General features: G+C 42.0%; 14 protein-coding genes and 2 pseudogenes. 10 read left to right on the top strand and 6 right to left on the bottom strand.

Annotated elements, in window-relative coordinates:
- Positions 1-114 (top strand): annotated as a pseudogene (locus tag FNW02_RS40095) (IS982 family transposase); the annotation flags it as partial.
- 582 nt (positions 115-696) lie between these two features.
- Here FNW02_RS40095 and FNW02_RS09455 read toward each other — a convergent pair.
- The 3 genes and pseudogenes from FNW02_RS09455 to FNW02_RS40100 all read right to left on the bottom strand — a co-directional run.
- Entirely contained in the window at positions 697-2,289 is a 1,593-nt protein-coding gene (locus FNW02_RS09455) for an alkaline phosphatase D family protein (RefSeq protein ID WP_191757293.1), read from the bottom strand.
- 319 nt (positions 2,290-2,608) lie between these two features.
- Positions 2,609-4,552 carry a PAS domain-containing hybrid sensor histidine kinase/response regulator gene (locus FNW02_RS09460; protein ID WP_431356803.1) on the bottom strand — a complete coding sequence of 648 codons (1,944 nt, stop codon included), beginning with the start codon at positions 4,550-4,552 and terminating at the stop codon, positions 2,609-2,611.
- 33 nt (positions 4,553-4,585) lie between these two features.
- A pseudogene (locus FNW02_RS40100) lies at positions 4,586-4,912 on the bottom strand (DUF4118 domain-containing protein); the annotation flags it as partial.
- Positions 4,913-5,378: 466 nt separating this feature from the next.
- Between FNW02_RS40100 and FNW02_RS09465 the strand changes: the two are divergent.
- From FNW02_RS09465 to FNW02_RS09475, 3 genes are all read left to right on the top strand, one after another.
- Positions 5,379-6,368 (top strand): AEC family transporter, encoded by a 990-nt coding sequence (locus tag FNW02_RS09465; RefSeq protein ID WP_191757295.1) that lies wholly within the window; start codon positions 5,379-5,381, stop codon positions 6,366-6,368.
- A 319-nt stretch (positions 6,369-6,687) separates the two neighbouring features.
- Positions 6,688-7,617, top strand: a complete 930-nt coding sequence (locus FNW02_RS09470) for a M23 family metallopeptidase (RefSeq protein ID WP_191757442.1) — start codon at positions 6,688-6,690, stop codon at positions 7,615-7,617.
- Positions 7,618-7,737: 120 nt separating this feature from the next.
- Positions 7,738-8,289, top strand: coding sequence for a late competence development ComFB family protein (locus FNW02_RS09475; protein WP_191757296.1), 552 nt, complete (start codon positions 7,738-7,740; stop codon positions 8,287-8,289).
- 89 nt (positions 8,290-8,378) lie between these two features.
- Here the strand turns inward: FNW02_RS09475 and FNW02_RS09480 are convergent, their stop codons facing one another.
- Positions 8,379-9,197 carry a L,D-transpeptidase gene (locus FNW02_RS09480; RefSeq protein ID WP_191757297.1) on the bottom strand — a complete coding sequence of 273 codons (819 nt, stop codon included), beginning with the start codon at positions 9,195-9,197 and terminating at the stop codon, positions 8,379-8,381.
- A gap of 270 nt (positions 9,198-9,467) precedes the next feature.
- Here FNW02_RS09480 and FNW02_RS09485 point away from each other — a divergent pair, with 270 nt between their 5' ends.
- The 3 genes from FNW02_RS09485 to FNW02_RS09495 all read left to right on the top strand — a co-directional run bounded on the left by FNW02_RS09485 (position 9,468) and on the right by FNW02_RS09495 (position 11,466).
- Entirely contained in the window at positions 9,468-9,617 is a 150-nt protein-coding gene (locus tag FNW02_RS09485; RefSeq protein WP_191757298.1) for a hypothetical protein, read from the top strand.
- A 410-nt stretch (positions 9,618-10,027) separates the two neighbouring features.
- Positions 10,028-10,684 (top strand): sigma-70 family RNA polymerase sigma factor, encoded by a 657-nt coding sequence (locus tag FNW02_RS09490; RefSeq protein ID WP_191757300.1) that lies wholly within the window; start codon positions 10,028-10,030, stop codon positions 10,682-10,684.
- A 158-nt stretch (positions 10,685-10,842) separates the two neighbouring features.
- Positions 10,843-11,466: an anti-sigma factor family protein gene (locus FNW02_RS09495; RefSeq protein WP_191757301.1), complete on the top strand. Its 624-nt coding sequence runs from the start codon at positions 10,843-10,845 to the stop codon at positions 11,464-11,466.
- Here FNW02_RS09495 and FNW02_RS09500 read toward each other — a convergent pair.
- Complete coding sequence (locus tag FNW02_RS09500; protein ID WP_191757303.1) at positions 11,463-11,903, bottom strand: gamma-glutamylcyclotransferase family protein; 441 nt, start codon at positions 11,901-11,903, stop codon at positions 11,463-11,465. The genes FNW02_RS09495 and FNW02_RS09500 overlap by 4 nt on opposite strands.
- 365 nt (positions 11,904-12,268) lie before the next feature.
- On the opposite strand from FNW02_RS09500, the gene FNW02_RS09505 reads away from it, so the two are divergent.
- The 3 genes from FNW02_RS09505 to FNW02_RS09515 all read left to right on the top strand — a co-directional run bounded on the left by FNW02_RS09505 (position 12,269) and on the right by FNW02_RS09515 (position 17,199).
- Entirely contained in the window at positions 12,269-12,916 is a 648-nt protein-coding gene (locus FNW02_RS09505; protein WP_225225551.1) for an alpha-ketoglutarate-dependent dioxygenase AlkB family protein, read from the top strand.
- Between the two features lie 500 nt (positions 12,917-13,416).
- Entirely contained in the window at positions 13,417-16,059 is a 2,643-nt protein-coding gene (gene leuS / locus FNW02_RS09510) for a leucine--tRNA ligase (RefSeq protein WP_191757304.1), read from the top strand.
- 117 nt (positions 16,060-16,176) lie between these two features.
- Positions 16,177-17,199, top strand: a complete 1,023-nt coding sequence (locus tag FNW02_RS09515; RefSeq protein ID WP_191757444.1) for a S66 peptidase family protein — start codon at positions 16,177-16,179, stop codon at positions 17,197-17,199.
- Positions 17,200-17,458: 259 nt separating this feature from the next.
- Here FNW02_RS09515 and FNW02_RS09520 read toward each other — a convergent pair whose 3' ends face one another.
- Positions 17,459-18,349 (bottom strand): UTP--glucose-1-phosphate uridylyltransferase, encoded by an 891-nt coding sequence (locus FNW02_RS09520; RefSeq protein ID WP_191757305.1) that lies wholly within the window; start codon positions 18,347-18,349, stop codon positions 17,459-17,461.
- Positions 18,350-19,287 lie beyond the last annotated feature (938 nt).

Below are 19,287 nucleotides of genomic sequence, written 5' to 3' on the forward strand. Positions count from 1 at the left end.
CATCGCAGCCCCGTTAATTTTTGTGTTAACGTTTTATGCGGATTAATCGCTTATTGTCATCAACCTAAGAAACCTAGTCTTCAACTGGAGTGGCTCTTGCCTTCTTATCTTTAACCCGAACTCAGGTCAATTATGTTTACTGTTTACTGTTTTCAGCTTTTTCCCCTTAACCGAAAGGTATTGATGCACTCGTAGAAGCGATACTCAGAAGTTCGTGCTCGGAACTCGGAAGTTTGTGCTCGGAACTCGGAAGTTTGTGCTCGGAACTCGGAAGTTTGTGCTCGGAACTCGGAAGTTTGTGCTCGGAACTCGGAAGTTTGTGCTCGGAACTCGGAAGTTCGTGCTCGGAACTCGGAAGTTTGTGCTCAGAACTCGGAAGTTCGTGCTCGGAACTCGGAAGTTCATGTTCGGAACTCGGAAGTTCATGTTCGGAACTCGGAAGTTCGTATTCGGAACTGCAACATCTGAGATCTAAGGATGATGTCTAGCGATCATCTTTTGTACATCCATGTTTTGATGATAAGGGGAAAAAATACATTGATGGCTAAGCCTGCTATATCTTCAGGGGTTTTCAGCATTTCCCTTATAAAAAAGAGGGAAAAAGCCAAAAGGAAAAATGTTTGAATTCCCCCTTCCCCTTTCCCCCTTACTCCTTACCCTTTATCCAAACCACAAGTAAAGTGGAATGCTTTTCCCTTAGACTTGCTGTACTCCCGGACGACCATCTTCAACCACAAATGAAGCACGCTTACTAATTGTGCCAAATTGGGTTGTTACATCTGATAAAACTAGATAGTCTGTCTTCCAAGTTGTGGGAGTCAGCGCACAGCGAACATACCCCCGTTGACCATTGAAAAACTTAATGTGAGGATTATCTGGTAAGTAAGCTTCAACCGTGGGGGTAGTGTCTGCTCCATCTCCACCAGAGCTAATTGAAGTACAGACGAATTCACTCCCAACGGTAGCGGATTCTGGCTGATCAAAGTTAGCCTTCAGATTCATGGCCCAGTTAGAATGTACATCGCCTGCCAAGGATACTGGATTAGAAGGCTGGCGCTGTCCGAGGAAAGCCAAGAGGCGATCGCGCGAAGCCAAATAACCATCCCACTTATCCATACTGAAGGTTCCGCCTTCCCCTGGTGTCATGTCTCGCTGAGCAATGGGTACTTGCTGAGCTAAAACATTCCATTTAGTGTGTGAGCTATTTAGACCTTGGAATAACCAATCTTCCTGTGCTTTACCAGTAATCGTTGCCTTTGGATCAAAGTTTTCTGGGCAACGTTCTTTAGTACCATCACCACAGGGCTGATCGGTACGATACTGGCGGGTATCTAAGACATGAAAGGTCGCTAAGTTGCCAAAGTCCAGCCGTCGGAAAAGTTGCATATCTGGGCCAGTGGGTCGTGAAAAGGGACGCAATGGCATGTGTTCGTAGTAAGCCTGATAAGCAACTGCTCGCCGTTGGAGGAAAATTGCCCGGTCTTGATCTGGTTCAGTATCAAGTTCTGAAATGTTGTTGGCGTAGTTATTTTCTACCTCGTGGTCATCCCAAGTGACAATCCAGGGAAACGCTGCATGAGCTGCTTGTAGATTAGAATCGGTTTTATAAAGGGCGTGACGATTGCGGTAATCATCCAAAGTCACAATTTCTGGACTATTGTGCTGTCTTACCCGATCTGTTCTGATGCCTCCCTCATATATATAGTCGCCAACATGTACTACTAGGCTGAGGTCTTTCTCCTGGGCCAGATATTTGTAGGCAGTATAGTACCCTTGCTCATAATTTTGGCAGGAGACAAGCGCAAAGTTAAATTTACTCAAGTAGATGCCTGCTAAAGGAGCTGTACGAGTGCGTCCAATTGGGCTAGCATCTCGGCCAACAATAAACCTGTACCAATACCAACTATCGGATCGTAGTCCCTCTACTACAACTCGAACAGAGTGAGCTAGTTGGGGAGTTGCAATTACAGTACCTCTTGAGACAACACGCCTCATGTCCGGGTCAGTTGCCACTTCCCAGCGAATTGGCACATTAGCATACGGCATTCCACCCCCATTCAAAGGTTCGGGAGCTAGACGAGTCCAAATCACTACGCTGGTAGGATAAGGTTCACCCGATGCTACACCCAAAGTGAAAGGATAATTGGAAAATCTGCCTCTGGCGATCGCTGGTTGATGCGAAAATTGATTGGCGATCGCTAATCCAGTAAATGCTCCTGCTCCGATAATTAAGTTACGTCGTTTGATCCGACTTTGTAGGAACTGCTCAAAATTCCGGTAATCTACCATCTGTACTCCTGACTCACAGGTAAGTTAAAGCACAGTAACAGCTAACACAAAAAAGGCAGGGTAGTCGTAGGCAAGCTGCATCGCTAACGCCCTTACCAAATCAGGTTTGAATTTCCAGTTTTGACACTGATATCAATGTGTTAGATATTCTGTTGCCGCATAACAACCTACTAGTAGGAGATTAATTCTGTACAAAGAAATCGTTAATATCAACTTAATTCTTATGTGTCCTAATTTAAAAATAAAATTATACCGATTCAATTCATGATTGCAACAAATCCTTTGGTAGAGACTTGCAATGCAACGTCTCTACATAGTCTTATTTGTGCCTGCTGAGGTCGGCAATTGCCGCTGCTAATTCGACTGGCTCTACAGGCTTAGTGAGGTATCTCTGAAAACCAGCCGAGATAATATTATTGTGGTTAACCTCTCCTGCAACGGCAGTTAGAGCGATCGCAGGTAACATATTTCCTTGAGATACTTCTAACGCTCTAACTTGACGAATTAGCATATAGCCGTCTACTTCAGGCATAGCGATATCGCTTAACAGAAAATCTGGTTTGGTATTAGCGATCGCTTCTAGTGCTTCACGGGCCGATCCAACTGCCTCTACTTGAGCGCCATACTGCTCAAGGATAAAGACTAATAAATTTAGAGTATCAATATCATCATCTACAACCACAATTCGCAAGCCCTGTAGATTTGGGGAATTGTCAGGTAGGCGATCGTCCTGACTGTATTGAGAAGATGTGATTAGAGGTAGCATCACCGTAAAGGTTGCGCCTAAACCTTCTCCTTGACTCGCAACTTCCACAGAACCGCCGTGGAGTTCGACAATGTGGTGGACAATTGCTAACCCTAACCCTAGCCCGCCAGACTTTCTTGTCGTTGTATCATCCGCTTGCCGAAAGCGATCAAATACGTAGGGCAAAAAGTCAGGACTAATTCCTTTGCCTGTATCGCTGACTTCGATTTGAGCTTGAGAGCCAACTTTGTCTAGACGAATTTCTACCCGACCACCCGCTGGTGTGAATTTAATGGCATTGGTAAGTAAATTTACAAATACTTGCTGTAAGCGATTATAATCGGCCTCCACTATGCCTACCGAAGCAGCATGCGTTTGGATCTGAATCGATTTGGCTTCAGCTGCTAGGTAGATGGTATCTAGTGCTGCCTCAATTATGGCAACTAAGTCAACCGGACTAATATTTAGGCTGAGCTTACCTCGTAGAATGCGCGAAACATCAAGTAAATCTTCAATCAACCGCGCTTGCAATTGGGCGTTGCGTTCGATGACTTCGAGCGCTTGAGTAGTTTTTGCTATATCTAATTTGCGATTAAGCAGAAGTTTTGACCAGCCTAGAATTGGATTAAGCGGAGAGCGCAGTTCATGGGAGACAATTGCCAAAAAATCATCTTTCATACGATTGGCTTTTTCGAGTTCTATCCTGGCATTACGTTCCCGTTCCAAAGCCTGGGCACGTTCCTCAATTGCCAACTTCTGATCGTGAATATCAGTGCAAGAGCCAAACCATTTGACAATTTGACCATCTTGATTTTTTAATGGAAACGCTCGTCCTAAATGCCAACGGTATTCTCCATCAGCAGCACGACGAAAACGGTACTCAATATCATAGATTTTTCCAGTCTGAAGGGAAGTTTGCCAAACTGCGATCGTGCGCTGTACATCGTCAGGATGCAAAATATCTTGCCATCCTTCACCTTGTGTTTGTTCTAAGGTTTTTCCAGTGTAGTCATACCAGCGGCGATTGAAATATTCATGATAGCCATCCGGTTGTGTAATCCAAAACATTTGCGGCATTGTATCCGCTAATGTGCGAAACATTAAGTCGCTGTTTTGAGCTAAATCCAACCATTCTTGCTTTTGAAAAATATGCTGTTCATGCTTAGTAATATCATCGGTCAGCATGGCGATCGCGCCAGAGAATTCGCCCAGCTTATTTAGGATTGGGCTAATTGAGATAACTGCCTCAAGAGCCGATTTGTCTTTGCGGCGTAAATGCAAGTCAAATTGCTGTTTAATTTCTCGATTTTTCTGCCTTTGTTGCTCTAGCCATTGCTCTATTTCAATTCGAGTTTGACTTTCCATAAAGTCGAAAATCGGGCGGTCAACCATTTTTTCAATGCTGTAGCCAAGCATGTCAGCTAGCTGCTGGTTGACATATTCTGTCTGTCCCCGATTGTCAAATATCCAGATACCTTCATTGGCTGTCTCAAGCAAGCCACTATATCTAACTTGCAACTTTGTTATATTTGCCTCTAATCGTTGTCGGATAGCCTTTAGCTCCGCATTTAACGAACTAATCAATAATGCTACTGCACTGAATACGATAAGTTCTAACACATCAGCCGCACTTGACAGCCCTAGTAAGTGGAAGGGCGAGATGAAAAAGTAGTCTTTGGCTAAAATAGCCAAGACTGTTGCTATTAGACCCGGAGCCAGTCCGCCATACCAACTGCTGAAGACCACAGCAGCAAAAAAAAGTGGCGAAACGTCCAGTTTAAAAAGTCCTTCCAGTCCTAAGCCCAGTAGCAGTGCCAATACAACTGACAAACAAGAAACACAGTGGCGCTGTGGATGGAAGCGCTGGACGTTTATCATGCTGCTTTGATTCCTTGCAGTAATTTTCTCTATCTGAAGATAGATTTCTATTTTACAGTGGGCAACTTCTCTGTAGAGACAAACAAGGTAGTTACTGCTGAGCGTCTCATCTCATGTACCCTAGAAAATTTATAAAAAGACGTCGGGAAAACCCATTCCTTCTCGGTAGGTGATGAAAGACGCCCCAACGCCGTTGACAGTTGACGGTTGACAGTCAACTGTCAACGTGAAATCCCATCCCCTTTTAGGAGTGGGATGAGCTTAAAGTGACTTTTCGGATAGGCTTTAAGTAGAGTTACAAGCAAAATCGTCTCTTTCTCTAGTAAAAGGGCGAATTTTTGCTTTTGTACTTCTCATATTGTGAGTTAATAAAATCCTAGTCGCTCGTGACGTTCGAGAACTCGCTAATGCTATCGGCTTTCAACCATGAGAGTATAAACAGGTTTACCAGAGGGTGCAACTTTACATGATGGAAACCCTATTTCATGCCTACACCCCTTTACTCACATGGATAGGTTTAGGTTTTCTAGTATCTCGGTTTATCCCAGATAGTTTTTTGAAGCTACTGGGTTACTCGCTTTACTGGGTTGGAATTCCACTACAACTTTTAGTTCTGGCACGTCATACTAACTTATCTAATGGCGGACTAATACCTGGAATAGCAATAGTAATTTTGTTGCTGAGTCTGGTTTTAGCCCTGTTAATCTGGTGGGTACGACAATGGTTAATGAGTCTAAAAGAGCAGCCAAAACAAGAAAGTTTGGATTTGTCGCTTAATGCTCCATCTTCTAGCTTTAACTCCTTAGTGCGGGCAAGTTTGGGCAGCTTTATTCTGGCTACAATTTTAGGCAATACAGGCTTCGTCGGATTGACACTCACACAGGTGCTAACCAGTCCTGAAAATACTGATTGGGCAGTATTATTCAGCGTCACCAACAATGTTGTGGGCACATACGGTATTGCTATCTTAATCGCCAGCTATTTTGGTAAGAGTCAAACCCAAAACTCTTGGTGGACTCAGTTACGGGATCTTGCAACTGTCCCTAGTCTGTGGACATTTTTCATTGGCTTAAATACTCAGTTTGTAAAATTGCCAGCAGTGGTTGAGTCGGGATTAGACCAAGCCGTTTGGGTTGTAATCGCTTTTGCTTTGTTACTAGTTGGTCTGCGGCTTGGGACAATCAAAGGCTGGAAAAGTCTGGAAATAGCCTCAATTGCCAGCGTATTGAAAGTCTTCATTGTGCCAGCGTTGGTGGGATTAGGTGCTACCTATTTAGGTGTGACTGGCGAACACCGTCTAGTACTAGTGCTGATGTCTGGAACACCCACAGGACTTTCTGTACTGATTTTGGCAGAAGTTTATGACCTAGATCGTAACTTGTTGGCTAGCAGTATCGCTTTGACTTTTGTAGGGTTATTTTTCGCACTTCCCCTCTGGCTTGCCTGGTTTGGCTAAGGTTGAAATCCAGAAGATGCAATAATTTCTGCCCAAAATTCTATGGTTTAGAAAGTGGGATGGATCTATCAAGCTAAAAAACAGTTACACTAGCCTTGATCTTGAAAAGTCTAAGCAAAACTAAAATGATAGCTAAAACAAGTTGTTTAAGTAAATTATATTTTCATTTCTAATGTCATACACCTCGATTATTAGAGTTAAGTCTCTAGGAGGTTTAGCAACCCTCATATCTTGCAAAAATATTTGCTTCCAGAAGGAAACACTAGTAGTAATTAGCTAGTCTATTTTTCAACAGAAGCAAGGGATTTTTTACATGTCGATGATGGAATGTTTCGCTAGTAATTTAAACAAAAATTTACTCGGTTTTGGTGTCAAAGTTTTGCCAAGAAATTACCGGGCAGTAAATTTGTTCGTAGGAATGTTTGCCGCTATCCCCCTCATGGCATTGCCTGTGGATGCTTTGCAAGTAAAAGTGACTCCGACTAATCCTAAATTAGGGGATACGCTGTCAGTAGAGATTAATCTAGATAATCCGCAAAGTGGTAGTAATCCAACGGTGTCTGTTGGCCAAAAAACTTACCCAGCATTTGCAATTGCACCCAGTAAATATCGGGCTTTTGTTCCCACAACTCCATTAGAAACGGCTGGAATTAGAAAATTCCGAATTTCCGGGGATGGTCAGGTGCAAAACTTGGTAGTGAAAGTGAGCGATCGCAAATTCCCAGTACAACGCATTAATCTACCACCAGGAAAAGCCGGACTGCAAGCGACAAAGTTGGAGCTGACACGCGTAGCAGCTTTTAAAGCACTACAAACACCACAAAAATATTGGAGTGGTTCCTTCCTCAAACCCAACGCAGGGCGGATTAGTACGATCTATGGTGTACGTCGCTACTATAATGGTAAATTTGCAAAGGACTACTACCATCGTGGCGTTGACTACGCTGGCGCAACGGGTTCGCCTGTAACTGCCCCAGCCGCAGGGCGAGTTGCTTTGGTAGGTAGAGTATCTCAAGGGTTTCGGGTTCATGGTAACGTAGTTGGCATTGACCACGGTCAAGGCGTAACCAGTATTTTCATGCACCTGAGTCGTATTAATGTTAAAGAAGGTGATTTAGTGAAACCTGGTCAACTAATTGGCGCAGTGGGTTCAACAGGTGCTTCCACAGGGCCGCATTTACACTGGGGTCTATATGTCAATGGACAATCCGTTGATCCAACACCCTGGCGAACCAACGTCTTTAATTAGTAAAGATGCAATTGATCATATCGGTGCATAATTTGTGTGTTTTGTACCAATAATTAGGCAAAATAAATTAGATTGATACCGTCCCTACCTTGCTTGGCTAGAGTAAAGATGATGAGCGTTATGAGTATTGAAAAAATTGTAGAACAAGCTCTCCAGGATGGTTATTTGACACCAGCAATGGAAGCAGAAGTCGGACGAATCTGTGATAATGCCTCAGAACTCTCAATAGAAGAGTATATGGCGCTGGATCGGCTGATGGGGTCGCTATTGACTGGTGAGGTAGTGGCGGTACCTCGCAAACAATTTATTAATGTCATGGAAGAACTGGTACTGACAGAAGCGATCGCCCGTGTAGCAGAAATCGAAGCTACCAGCGAAAGTTCTCTGGATGTTGGGGATATCGCCGCTTACGCCCTCAACCGTCTGCCACCCTTGTATGCTACCACCGAAGAAGGTGCTAACTACCAGCGTCAACGGGCTAAGACAGAACTTCAAGAATTAATTTCTCAGCAAGTCGGCGAAGCGATCGGTCGTTATCTAGATCGACCCAATTTCTTTCCAGAACGTCAGGACTTGGGTAAAAATACTGCTAATGATGTTGTACGTCAAGTCAGTGCTTTACTTCAAGCACACGCACCTAACTTTGAGCAAAAATCACCACAATCTCTATAGTCAAAAGTCAAAAGTCAAAAGTCAAAAGTCAATGGTCAAGAGTCTTTTGATTATTGACTCTTGACCATTGACTATTTACTATTTACCAATCAATCACGCACTATTACAGTTGTGCCAACCTTGATTTGTTCATACAACATTCGGACATCAGGATTACGCATTCTTAAGCAGCCGTGAGATACAGCTGTTCCTATAACTTCCACCTCTGGCGTACCGTGAAAGCCAATATGATTGCGTCCATCTGACCAAAAGCCAATCCATCTGTCTCCCAAAGGACTGTCAGTACCAGCTTCAAATACTTTGCCAGTAATTGGGTGACGCCAGATAGGATGATGTTGCATGTGCATCACCTGGAAATCACCCGTAGGTGTCTCCCAACCTTTCTTACCTATAGCAATCGGATAACTAGCTATCACTTCATCTTTAGCGTAGACATAGGCGCGGCGATCGCTCAAATCAACAACAACTTGCGTGTTGACAGAGGTCTTCTGATTAGAGGTTTTTTGTTGAGGTAAAGCCTGAGCTAATAAAGACTTTGGCCAGCTGTCTTTAGTTTTATGATCTTTTTGTGCTGGCGCTACTAATCGCGTCTTGCTTGGGAGGTTAGTCGTAGCTACATTTTTGCTAATAGCAGAATTTGATTTAGACGCCTCCTGGTCTGTTACACGTTTAGTAGACACAGACTTACTCAGCGTATCTCCTAAGCCCACTTGCGAGAGATTTCCGTAAACAGCCTTTGGGCGGCTTCCTTGAGGATTGGCATCTCGCCGCAACGAAGCAGACGCAGGTTGTCCCAAATACGGTTCAGCTGAAGTAATGCGCCAATGGACAGCCAGAGATAAAATTGCTGTGCCAAAACAGAGCATCATTACCATACGCCCTACTGATTCATTTCTTACCATTGCCATTGCTTATTGTTTATCCCTGACATATCCAGCAAACAAATTGAATGCGCTCATGCTCAAAGTATCAAAAATTTATAAATACTTATCAGTTTCATTATGAATCTGCTAATAGCTCTGGGCAAACTAAAGTTATGTAGATTTTGCCAGCAGAAATTTGGGTAAAAAACTTCATTTCTGTGAAGTTCTAAAGGTCGGAAGCCTTTGCTTTTAATGCTTTCTGGAACTCTGGAAATGTAGCAATCAATTATTAATGGTGTGGGTGGAAGAAAAACCATGTTTGAAAAATTATTGCTAACAGTCACAATTACATTTTCCCTCAATTTCTTTTTTCAAGTTCGTGTACCCGAACACACTAATTTTGGTAATTACCAACAACACTCAGAAAAAACATCAACTATTCTGGTGACAAATCCCAAAAAATAAGAGTCATAGCAAATACAGCAGTATAAATTACAAAAATTCTCACCTGGTTAAGGGTATCAAATCTTACGCCTTAGATCCAGGATAAAGTATGAGATATAAATTTAGAAGTGAAAAATTTTGATCCCTCATCTTTAAAACCACATCTAATTATTTTTGTCAAGCGTGTGTATACAGTTGCCATAATTAGCACAAATCTACGTAACATTGCTATTCCCTTGTCAACTATTAACTGATAGATAAAAAGGCAACTATGCAAGCAGCATAAGGAGACAGTGGCTCTTACCATTGCCAATAATCTACCCAAACTTGTATACTTCAGTGTTCCAGTCATAAATCCGTCACCTTACCAAGGAACTTCCTGCTCATTAGCAGGTCTAATAGGAAGGGATGATTTAAAGCCAGTACGATCTATGAGTCAGTCGATTACTGTATCCTGGTCAACTGTTGATGCAAGGTATCCAGAAGCATCAGTGCAAGTTGACAAACTCTCTAATCATGATCTAATTTTGCGTTGTCAAGTAGGACTGCGCCCTGATCGTGCTGCGTTTGCAGAACTATTGCGCCGCTATCAGACACAAGTCGATAGAGTTCTATATCACCTGGCTCCCGATTGGTCAGACAGAGCTGATTTAGCTCAAGAAGTTTGGATTCGAGTGTATCGGAATATTAACCGATTGCAAGAGCCTTCTAAATTTCGAGGTTGGTTAAGCCGCATTGCTACCAACTTGTTTTACGATGAGTTACGAAAACGCAAGCGGGTTGTCAGTCCCTTATCGCTGGATGCACCTCGCTCAGTAGAGGACGGCGAGATGGATTGGGAAATTGCCGGAGATACTCCCGGCCCAGAGGAAGCACTTACCACTAGAGAATTTTACGAACAACTACGGGAGGCGATCGCGGATTTACCAGAAGTGTTTCGTACTACTATTGTCCTTAGAGAAATCGAAGGCATGGCGTATGAAGAAATTGCCGAAATCACTGGAGTTTCTTTGGGAACTGTGAAGTCGAGAATAGCCAGAGCGAGATCCAGGTTGCAAGCTCAGTTGCAAAATTATCTAGATACCTAATTTACAGTATCTTTCCTTTAACCATTAACAAAATTTAAGCATTGATTAAGAATTGTGAGGAAAAAGCAAATTACTTCTGTCATCAGGAGGAAAAATGATTAATTTCTCCAGATTGTCAGAATCACTTTACCCGTGTATGAATTGGTAATAATGTTAAGATGACTACTGATTCTCAGTTTTATGACCGTTCCCGCTCGCAACTACCTAAAGATTTGCCAAATGGAATGGCTACTAAGCATACCAATGAATCAACGGGTTTTATGGATATGGTGAAGCGCGATCGCTTCGAGTTATTGAGTGCTTACCTCGATGGTGAGGTAACAGCTGCCGAACGCAGGCAAGTAGAAGAATGGTTGGCAAACGATGCCTCAGTTCAATGCTTGTATGCGCGACTATTAAAGCTACGCCAAGGCTTGCGAACTTTGCCAATACCAGCAGCCCAACAGTCACCAGAAGAAGCAGTCCAGCAAGTATTGGCACGTTTGCGCCGCCGTACTCGGTTAGCTTGGACGTTTGGAGGTGCTGCCATTGCTGCTTGCATTATCGGCGCAGTATCCGGCGTACTACCTGGTGGTGGTGCAAAAGCGCCGCAACTGGCGCAAAAGCCACTAATAGAACCAACACAAACGACTTCAGCGTCTATTGTCCCCCCAGCTTCCCCGCTGATGGTGGGACTAAATAACCCAGTAATTGAAATTCCCAAAGCAGCAGTGGCTCCTCCAGAAAGTCCATTAAATCACATACAGCCACAACAGCGAGATACCAAACAGGATATAAACTAATTTGCAGTGAAACTGGAGTTGCCCCACCAGCCGTCAGGTTGAGGAACTCCTCCAAATTGGTAAACCCGCTCTGGAGACATTAAATAGACCCAAGCGTAACCCAAAGATACTCCTTTTGGTTCGTAAGCCTCCATAATTTGGCGATTATAGAGATTTTGTGACATTTGTCTAGCTGGCTGGTAATTTTCCAGCACATCTAGCTCTTTTAAAATCCCTGGGTTAGGAAAGGAAAGTAAATATCCATGAACTTGGCTATCTCCTAGCGTCATCGCTGGATAACCCATCGGTAGAGCAAACAATTTACCTAGTAACATAGCTGGTTTGGCATCTATTACCTTGCCAGCGCAGTATCTTTTATAATTAGCTTCCCCTGGTTTGAGCGTGCCGTAGACAAAAACCCGCACCAAACCAGAAAATTTTATTTTTGATTCAGCCATCGCTTATTTTAACTAATGGATACGAGAACTTCTAAAGTAAAGAGATTTAAGTATCTTTACCACTTTATTAACTTTAAGTTCTTGACTAGTTGCAGGAATGGAGAAGCTATGGGTTTATAGTGAAAATACTTTAAGTGATGGTTTAGCCAGTGCTGTTAGCGGTAGCGGGGCATTTAGCCCGTACAAACCCAGTTACTTCATTGCTCTCTTGCATTCAACACTGTTCTTACCTATGTGATTACCGCTATAAATGCTAAAACGAAAAAAGAATTAATTGCTCGAAGTTACTCAGCCCACATAAAGAAGCTCAAGCTTACAAACAACGAGACAATAAGAATTTCCTATGCCTGCTAAGACAATAGGTTATGGCATTAGTTTACCCAAGTTTTGACTTCGTTGTAGATGAGTCAATAAAGCGTATGGATAAAGAAGTTTTATCTATGCCAGATGCAGACGTTACTTTCTATCGCAATTTTTTCAATCAGCAAGACAGCGATGAGCTTTTTCAAACCTTGCTGAACGAAATCAAGTGGCGACAAGACAAGATGAAGATGTACGGGAAGGAAGTAAACTTACCAAGAAAAACTGCTTGGTATGGAGATAGAAATATGTCATATAAATTCTCAGGTATTCATCTTGAACCAGAACCTTGGACACCTACGCTGTTACAGGTAAAAGAGAAAGTTAACGAGATTGCAGAAGTTAAGTTTAACAGTGTTTTACTGAATCTTTACCGAGATGGAAACGATGGAATCTCCTGGCATACGGATGCTGAACCGGAGCTAGGGAGAAATCCTATCATTGGTTCTGTTAGCTTTGGCGGAGCAAGAAGGTTTATGTTTAAGCATAAACATAATCGGGATTTGAAAGCAGAAATTGAGTTAATACATGGCAGCTTCCTGCTCATGGCGGGCATAACACAGCATTTTTGGCAGCATCAAATCCCTAAAACATCGAAACAGGTTCAACCAAGAATCAATTTAACTTTTAGGGTAATTAATTATTTGTATTGATAGTATTTAGAAACACAAACAATAACTGACTGATGTTAAAGTATTTTACAATATTCATTTTAGTAAGGTAGTAAGGAGTTTTTTATGTTTGTTTATAAGAGATGGTCTTATCTGTACCTAACACCAAGTTATCATTTCTTGTCATTATAAGCGGAGAGAATAATCTCAGAAATACAACGCTTGTCTACGTTTCACTCAATATGACAAAATACTATCTTTGGCAACCTGGTATAAAATGCATTTGAAACGGCTAGCGATAAGGGAATGAGAATAGTGAAAATAGGTAAATTATGAAAAAAGGCTAGGATGCCTATGCTGTAAGCGTTATGGTATATTTAAAGTATTACTTCAACAACTTTAGGCAACTAGAAAAGATAGGAAGATAATAAGAAAAGAGTAAGCATTAGTTGAATAAGATTAATTAGTAGAAAATTATACTCATTAATCGCGATAAAATGCTGAAAAAAGCGTTTCGAGTATTAGTATTATTAGAGATAAAAATGGCTGAAAGTATTAATTCTAATTTATCTAGATATAACCCAGCAGCAATTGAGGAAAAATGGCAAAAAACATGGGCAGAACTTAGCTTAGATAAAACACTTACAGTAAGCAACAAGCCAAAGTTCTACGCTCTGTCTATGTTCCCCTATCCATCGGGCAGCCTGCACATGGGTCACGTCCGTAATTATACTATTACTGACGTAATTGCCCGCCTTAAACGAATGCAGGGCTATCGGGTGTTGCACCCAATGGGTTGGGATGCTTTTGGCTTGCCAGCAGAGAACGCTGCTATTGACCGGGGCGTTCCACCGGCAAAGTGGACTTATCAAAATATTACCCTGATGCGCCAGCAATTGCAGCGTCTTGGTTTGTCTATTGACTGGGATAGCGAAGTTGCCACCTGTTCGCCAGATTATTACAAGTGGACGCAATGGATTTTCTTGCAGTTTTTGCAAGCGGGGTTAGCTTATCAAAAAGAAGCAGCGGTAAACTGGGATCCTATTGACCAAACTGTGCTGGCAAACGAGCAAGTTGATAACGAAGGTCGTTCCTGGCGCAGTGGTGCAATAGTTGAGCGCAAATTGTTGCGGCAATGGTTTTTGAAGATTACCGACTACGCCGAAGAATTGCTTAATGACTTGGATAAGTTGACAGGTTGGCCAGAACGCGTCAAGTTGATGCAGGCAAATTGGATTGGCAAATCAACAGGCGCTTACTTGGAATTTCCCATCATCGGGTTAGATGAAAAAATTGCTGTATATACTACACGCCCAGATACGGTTTATGGTGTTAGCTATCTGGTTTTAGCACCAGAACATCCTTTCACAAAGCGCGTCACCACAAAAGCACAACAAGCCGCAGTAGAAACATTTATAAAAGAGGTTTCCAACCAAAGTGAACTAGAACGCACTGCGGAAGATAAACCTAAGCGGGGTATCTCCACGGGTGGTAAGGCAATTAACCCATTTACAGGGGAAGAAGTGCCTATTTGGATTGCTGATTATGTACTGTATGAGTATGGTACTGGGGCAGTGATGGGTGTGCCTGCTCATGATGTGCGGGATTTTAAGTTTGCCCAAACTTATGATTTACCGATTGATTTTGTCATCGCTTCGCCAGATGATGTTGCAGATTTTGGCTTAACTCCAGCATCAGAGATAGATGAAGTCACACAACTTATTCAGGTTGAATATAACCAGGCATACACTGAACCAGGAATCTTAATTAATTCCGGGCCTTTTACTGGTATGACTTCTACAGATGCTAAACAAGCGATCGTTGAATACGCCCAAAAAGAAGGTTTTGGCAAGGTGCGAGTGCAATATCGCTTGCGGGATTGGTTGATTTCGCGACAACGGTACTGGGGAGCACCCATTCCAGTTATTCACTGTCCCAACTGTGGAATAGTGCCAGTCCCCGATCAAGATTTGCCAGTGCAGTTGCCGGAAGATGTAGAATTTACTGGACGCGGTGGTTCACCTTTGACTCAGTTAGAAAGCTGGGTGAATGTACCTTGTCCGACTTGTGGCACTCCAGCGAAGCGAGAAACCGACACGATGGACACTTTTATTGATTCTTCGTGGTATTTCTTGCGGTTTCCTGACGCCAAGAACGAGCAACAGGTTTTTGATTCCAGTAAAACTAACGACTGGATGCCAGTTGATCAGTATGTGGGTGGGATTGAACACGCGATTTTGCATTTGTTGTATTCGCGGTTCTTTACTAAAGTGTTGCGGGATAGAGGCTTGTTGAATTTTGATGAACCCTTCCAACGTTTGTTAACTCAAGGCATGGTACAGGGCTTAACTTACCTGAATCCCAACAAGGGCGGTAAAGACAAATGGATTCCCTCTAGTCTTGTGAATCCGGGTGATCCTCGTGACCCTCAGACAGGTGAACCACTGCAACGCCTTTATGCCACCATGTCCAAATCTAAGGGTAATGGTGTCGCGCCGGAAGATGTAATTGGCAAATATGGTATAGATACAGCACGAATGTTCATCTTGTTCAAAGCACCGCCAGAAAAAGACTTGGAATGGGATGAAGCTGATGTAGAAGGACAATTCCGCTTCTTAAATCGGGTGTGGCGGTTGGTGACAGATTATGTTGCTGCTGGAGTGTCTCATAAGAAGCCTCAACTTTCTGATTTGACTCCGCCTGAAAAGGAATTGCGGCGGGCGATTCACACTGCTATCAAAGCTGTGACAGAAGATTTGGAGGACGAATATCAATTCAATACAGCTATTTCAGAATTGATGAAGTTGAGTAATGCCTTAACTGATGCCAAATGCAAGAATTCACCAATTTATGCAGAAGGAATTCAGACTTTGGTAGCATTGCTAGCCCCATTTGCGCCACACATTGCTGATGAGTTGTGGCATTTGTTGGGTGAGAGTAATTCAGTCCACACTCAAACTTGGCCGTCTTTTGACCCTGCTGCTTTAGTAGCTGATGAAATCACTTTGACGATTCAGATTAACGGCAAATTTCGTGGCGTGACTCAAGTGCCGACGCAAGCAGATAAAGCAGCGCAGGAGAAGTATGCCTTTGAATCAGAAGTCGCCCAGCGTTACATCGCGGGTAAGGAGATTAAAAAGGTGATTGTGGTGCCTGGGAAGTTGGTGAATTTTGTAGTCGCTTAGAGAAAGTGGTCGCGGACATGACAATTTAACTCTTGGCGTGATCATGTCTTTAATTTTCAAAAGAAACTTCTTCCCAGAACTTCTCAAGATGGGTAGTAAATGTTACGCTATCCCATCATGACTATCAAGCGCCGACAATTTCTCACTTTTGGGTTAGCTGCCCTAGCTACTCAAAGCTTTCCACTTATTGCCCAAGGAAAGCTATCGCCAAACATTATCCTCAAGCCGCCCTGTCTGCAAATCGGTGATACCGTAGGATTGATCGCCCCTGCCGGTATCATTGACGCGCAAAACATCAAAGATGCGAAGGAGTCCATATCAAAATTAGGGTTAAAAGTCAAGGTGGGGGCGCATATTTTAGATCGTTACGGCTATTTAGCAGGTAAAGATGCCGATCGCGCTGAGGATGTTAACTTTATGTTTAGCGATCGCTCAGTGAAAGCAATTATTGCTATGCGTGGAGGCTGGGGCTGTAATCGCATTTTACCCTTACTTAACTACTCGCTGATCCGTTCTCATCCTAAAATCCTCATGGGGTACAGCGATATCACTTCTTTATTGTTGGCAATTAATGCCCGCAGTCGGCTCATTACTTTTCATGGCCCAGTTGCTACGTCTACTTGGAATCAGTTAACGGTGGATTACCTCAAGCGCATCCTATTTAATGCTGAAGCGGTGACAATGCAAAATCTTAATCCCAGGGAAGTACCAGTGCAGACAATCGCACCCGGAAAGGCAAGGGGTAAACTTGTGGGTGGTAATTTGTCAGTGTTAGCAGCGATGGTAGGATCACCTTACCTGCCTTCTTGGAATAAAAGCATCCTATTTGTAGAAGAAATTGGCGAGGATGTTTATCGTTTAGACCGGATGCTAACGCAGTTAAAAACTGCTGGTATTCTTAATCAAATCGCTGGCTTTATATTTGGGCAATGTACTAATTGTAGTCTTGGGGATGAACCGTCATTTACTTTGATGCAAGTATTGCAAGACCACATAATTCCCCTAAATATTCCCGCTTGGTACGGTTCAATGATTGGTCATATTAAGGATAAATTTACTCTCCCAATTGGCGTAGAAGTGGAAATAGATGCCAATTTTGGAACAATACGAATGTTAGAGGCGGCTGTCAGTACAGAATAACACAGAGGTAAGTCTCACCCTACGAGCTACGAGCTATAAGTATAAATTAAGTACACAAATCCCAAAGCTACGAATGAACATTTATATTTAGCTTGATTAACGTGACATGATATTCAATACCTTTCGGTTAAAGGTGAAAGGGGAAGGGGAAAAGGGGGAACAAAAACTTTTAACCCAAACCCAGTAACCTTTTCCAAAACACAATTCCAAGTTAAAAATGCTTAACCGAACAGTATTGACATGATATCTATCACTTAAGCTATGAAACATTTCTAAAATCAATCATCGTCTGGTGATAAGCATCTGGTAATCCTGTATCAAAACACTTACCTTTAACAACATATCCTGTCATTCCCTCTTCCTGGCACAATCTATCAAGACAAGATGTTAACTGAAATTCACCCCGTTCTCGGAAATTTTTATTGATGTGTGCTGCCAAAAAATCAAAAATTTGTGGCGTTAGTAAATATAAACCAAATATACATAAAAACTCATCTTCTGCCATTTCTTCTATACGCAAATGCTGATATGCATACTCAATAGTAGGTTTTTCAAAGAGTTGTGTAACTTCAAGAATCGAGTTTGATTTTTGCCAAACTCCTGTTACACACCCAGCTTTATGAAGCATCTCTGCTGACATTTTAGTTAAACTAACAACGCTTTTATTAACTTGTTCATAAACATCTAAAACTTGACGCGCACAAGATTTTTCTGTATCAGATGTATAAACATGATCGCCCAGCATCAATAGAAATGGCTCATCTTGCACCCAGTTTTTAGCACAAAAGACTGCATGACCGTAGCCTGCTTGCTCCTCTTGCGTTAAAATTGTGACTTTGTTGCCTAACTCTTGGATGTATTGGCTATATTCTTGATTCTGTGGTGACAGTTTGGCGAAAAGTTCTTTTTTGGGTGGATTTTTAAACAAATCTTCAAAGATTTCTTGATCATCCGGCTGCACCACTATTCCAACTTCTGCAATTCCTGCACTAATTGCCTCTTCAACAATCGCTAGTATTACAGGTTTTGCTCTACCATCTTGATCAATAATTGGGAAAAGTTCTTTTTTGACAACTTTGGTAGCTGGAAATAAGCGAGTGCCGAAACCAGCCGCCGGAATCACAGCTTTATTAACTTGCTTTTTTTGCATAAATCGTCAGTTTTAAAGATTAAATTTGGAAAAAATTACAACCGATTATAAAAAGGCGTCAGGAAAACCCATTCCTTCTTGGTAGATAATGAAAGACGCCTTTTCAGCCCGTTAACAGTTGACGGTTAACAGTCAACTGTCAACTGTCAACGTTAAATCCCATCTCCTTTTAGGGGTGAGATGAGCTTAATTCTGAAAATTTCAATTAGTTAATAATTAAAATTGTAATTTAAATACATAAGCTATCTCTCGCATACTCAATGGCGATTCTTTACTGATGACTTACAGCGTATTTACCACACAAAGTGAGTAATTTATATAACTACATTTCGCACGTTGCAAAACTGTCTGATTTGCTCCTAAACGTAAGCGATCGCCAATAAATATAATTTTTCTATACTAAATACATCTATTTTCTCAAATTATGCTTTGTTTTGTTCGTTACTATCCATGATGAGTCTTTTTTTAGTGTTCAGTTGATAAACTGTCACTCACTAGATTCCTCGTTTTATTGCAGAAGAGATATTCTTATTTAGTGCAAGGAGTGATACCATTTCACCACATGTTTGTCACAATTTATCCTCGCAATACTCCCCTAACAGGGAGTATTGTAGATTTAATATGTTACAGATAAGAGTGACGTGGTATAAAGTTATACGGGAAAGTGCTTGAGTGAGCAAGACTCTCAAGTGCTTTTTTGTGTATAAAAATTTTTATTTATAGAGAAAAATATACATTGTTTTTCAATTAATATAGTCCACACGCATAGGGGCACAATATATTGTGCCCCTACAATAATACGTATTCCACGCATTTGAAAATTCATGTAATTGTTGCAAAAGACATACGTAATAGAGTAATAATTTACGCAAAATTTGCGATATTGAGTATTTCGAGAAAATCCCAAGCGATCGCTAAAATCTTTACAATATTAAATA

The organism is Komarekiella delphini-convector SJRDD-AB1, assembly GCF_014831675.1.
Taxonomy (GTDB): domain Bacteria; phylum Cyanobacteriota; class Cyanobacteriia; order Cyanobacteriales; family Nostocaceae; genus Komarekiella.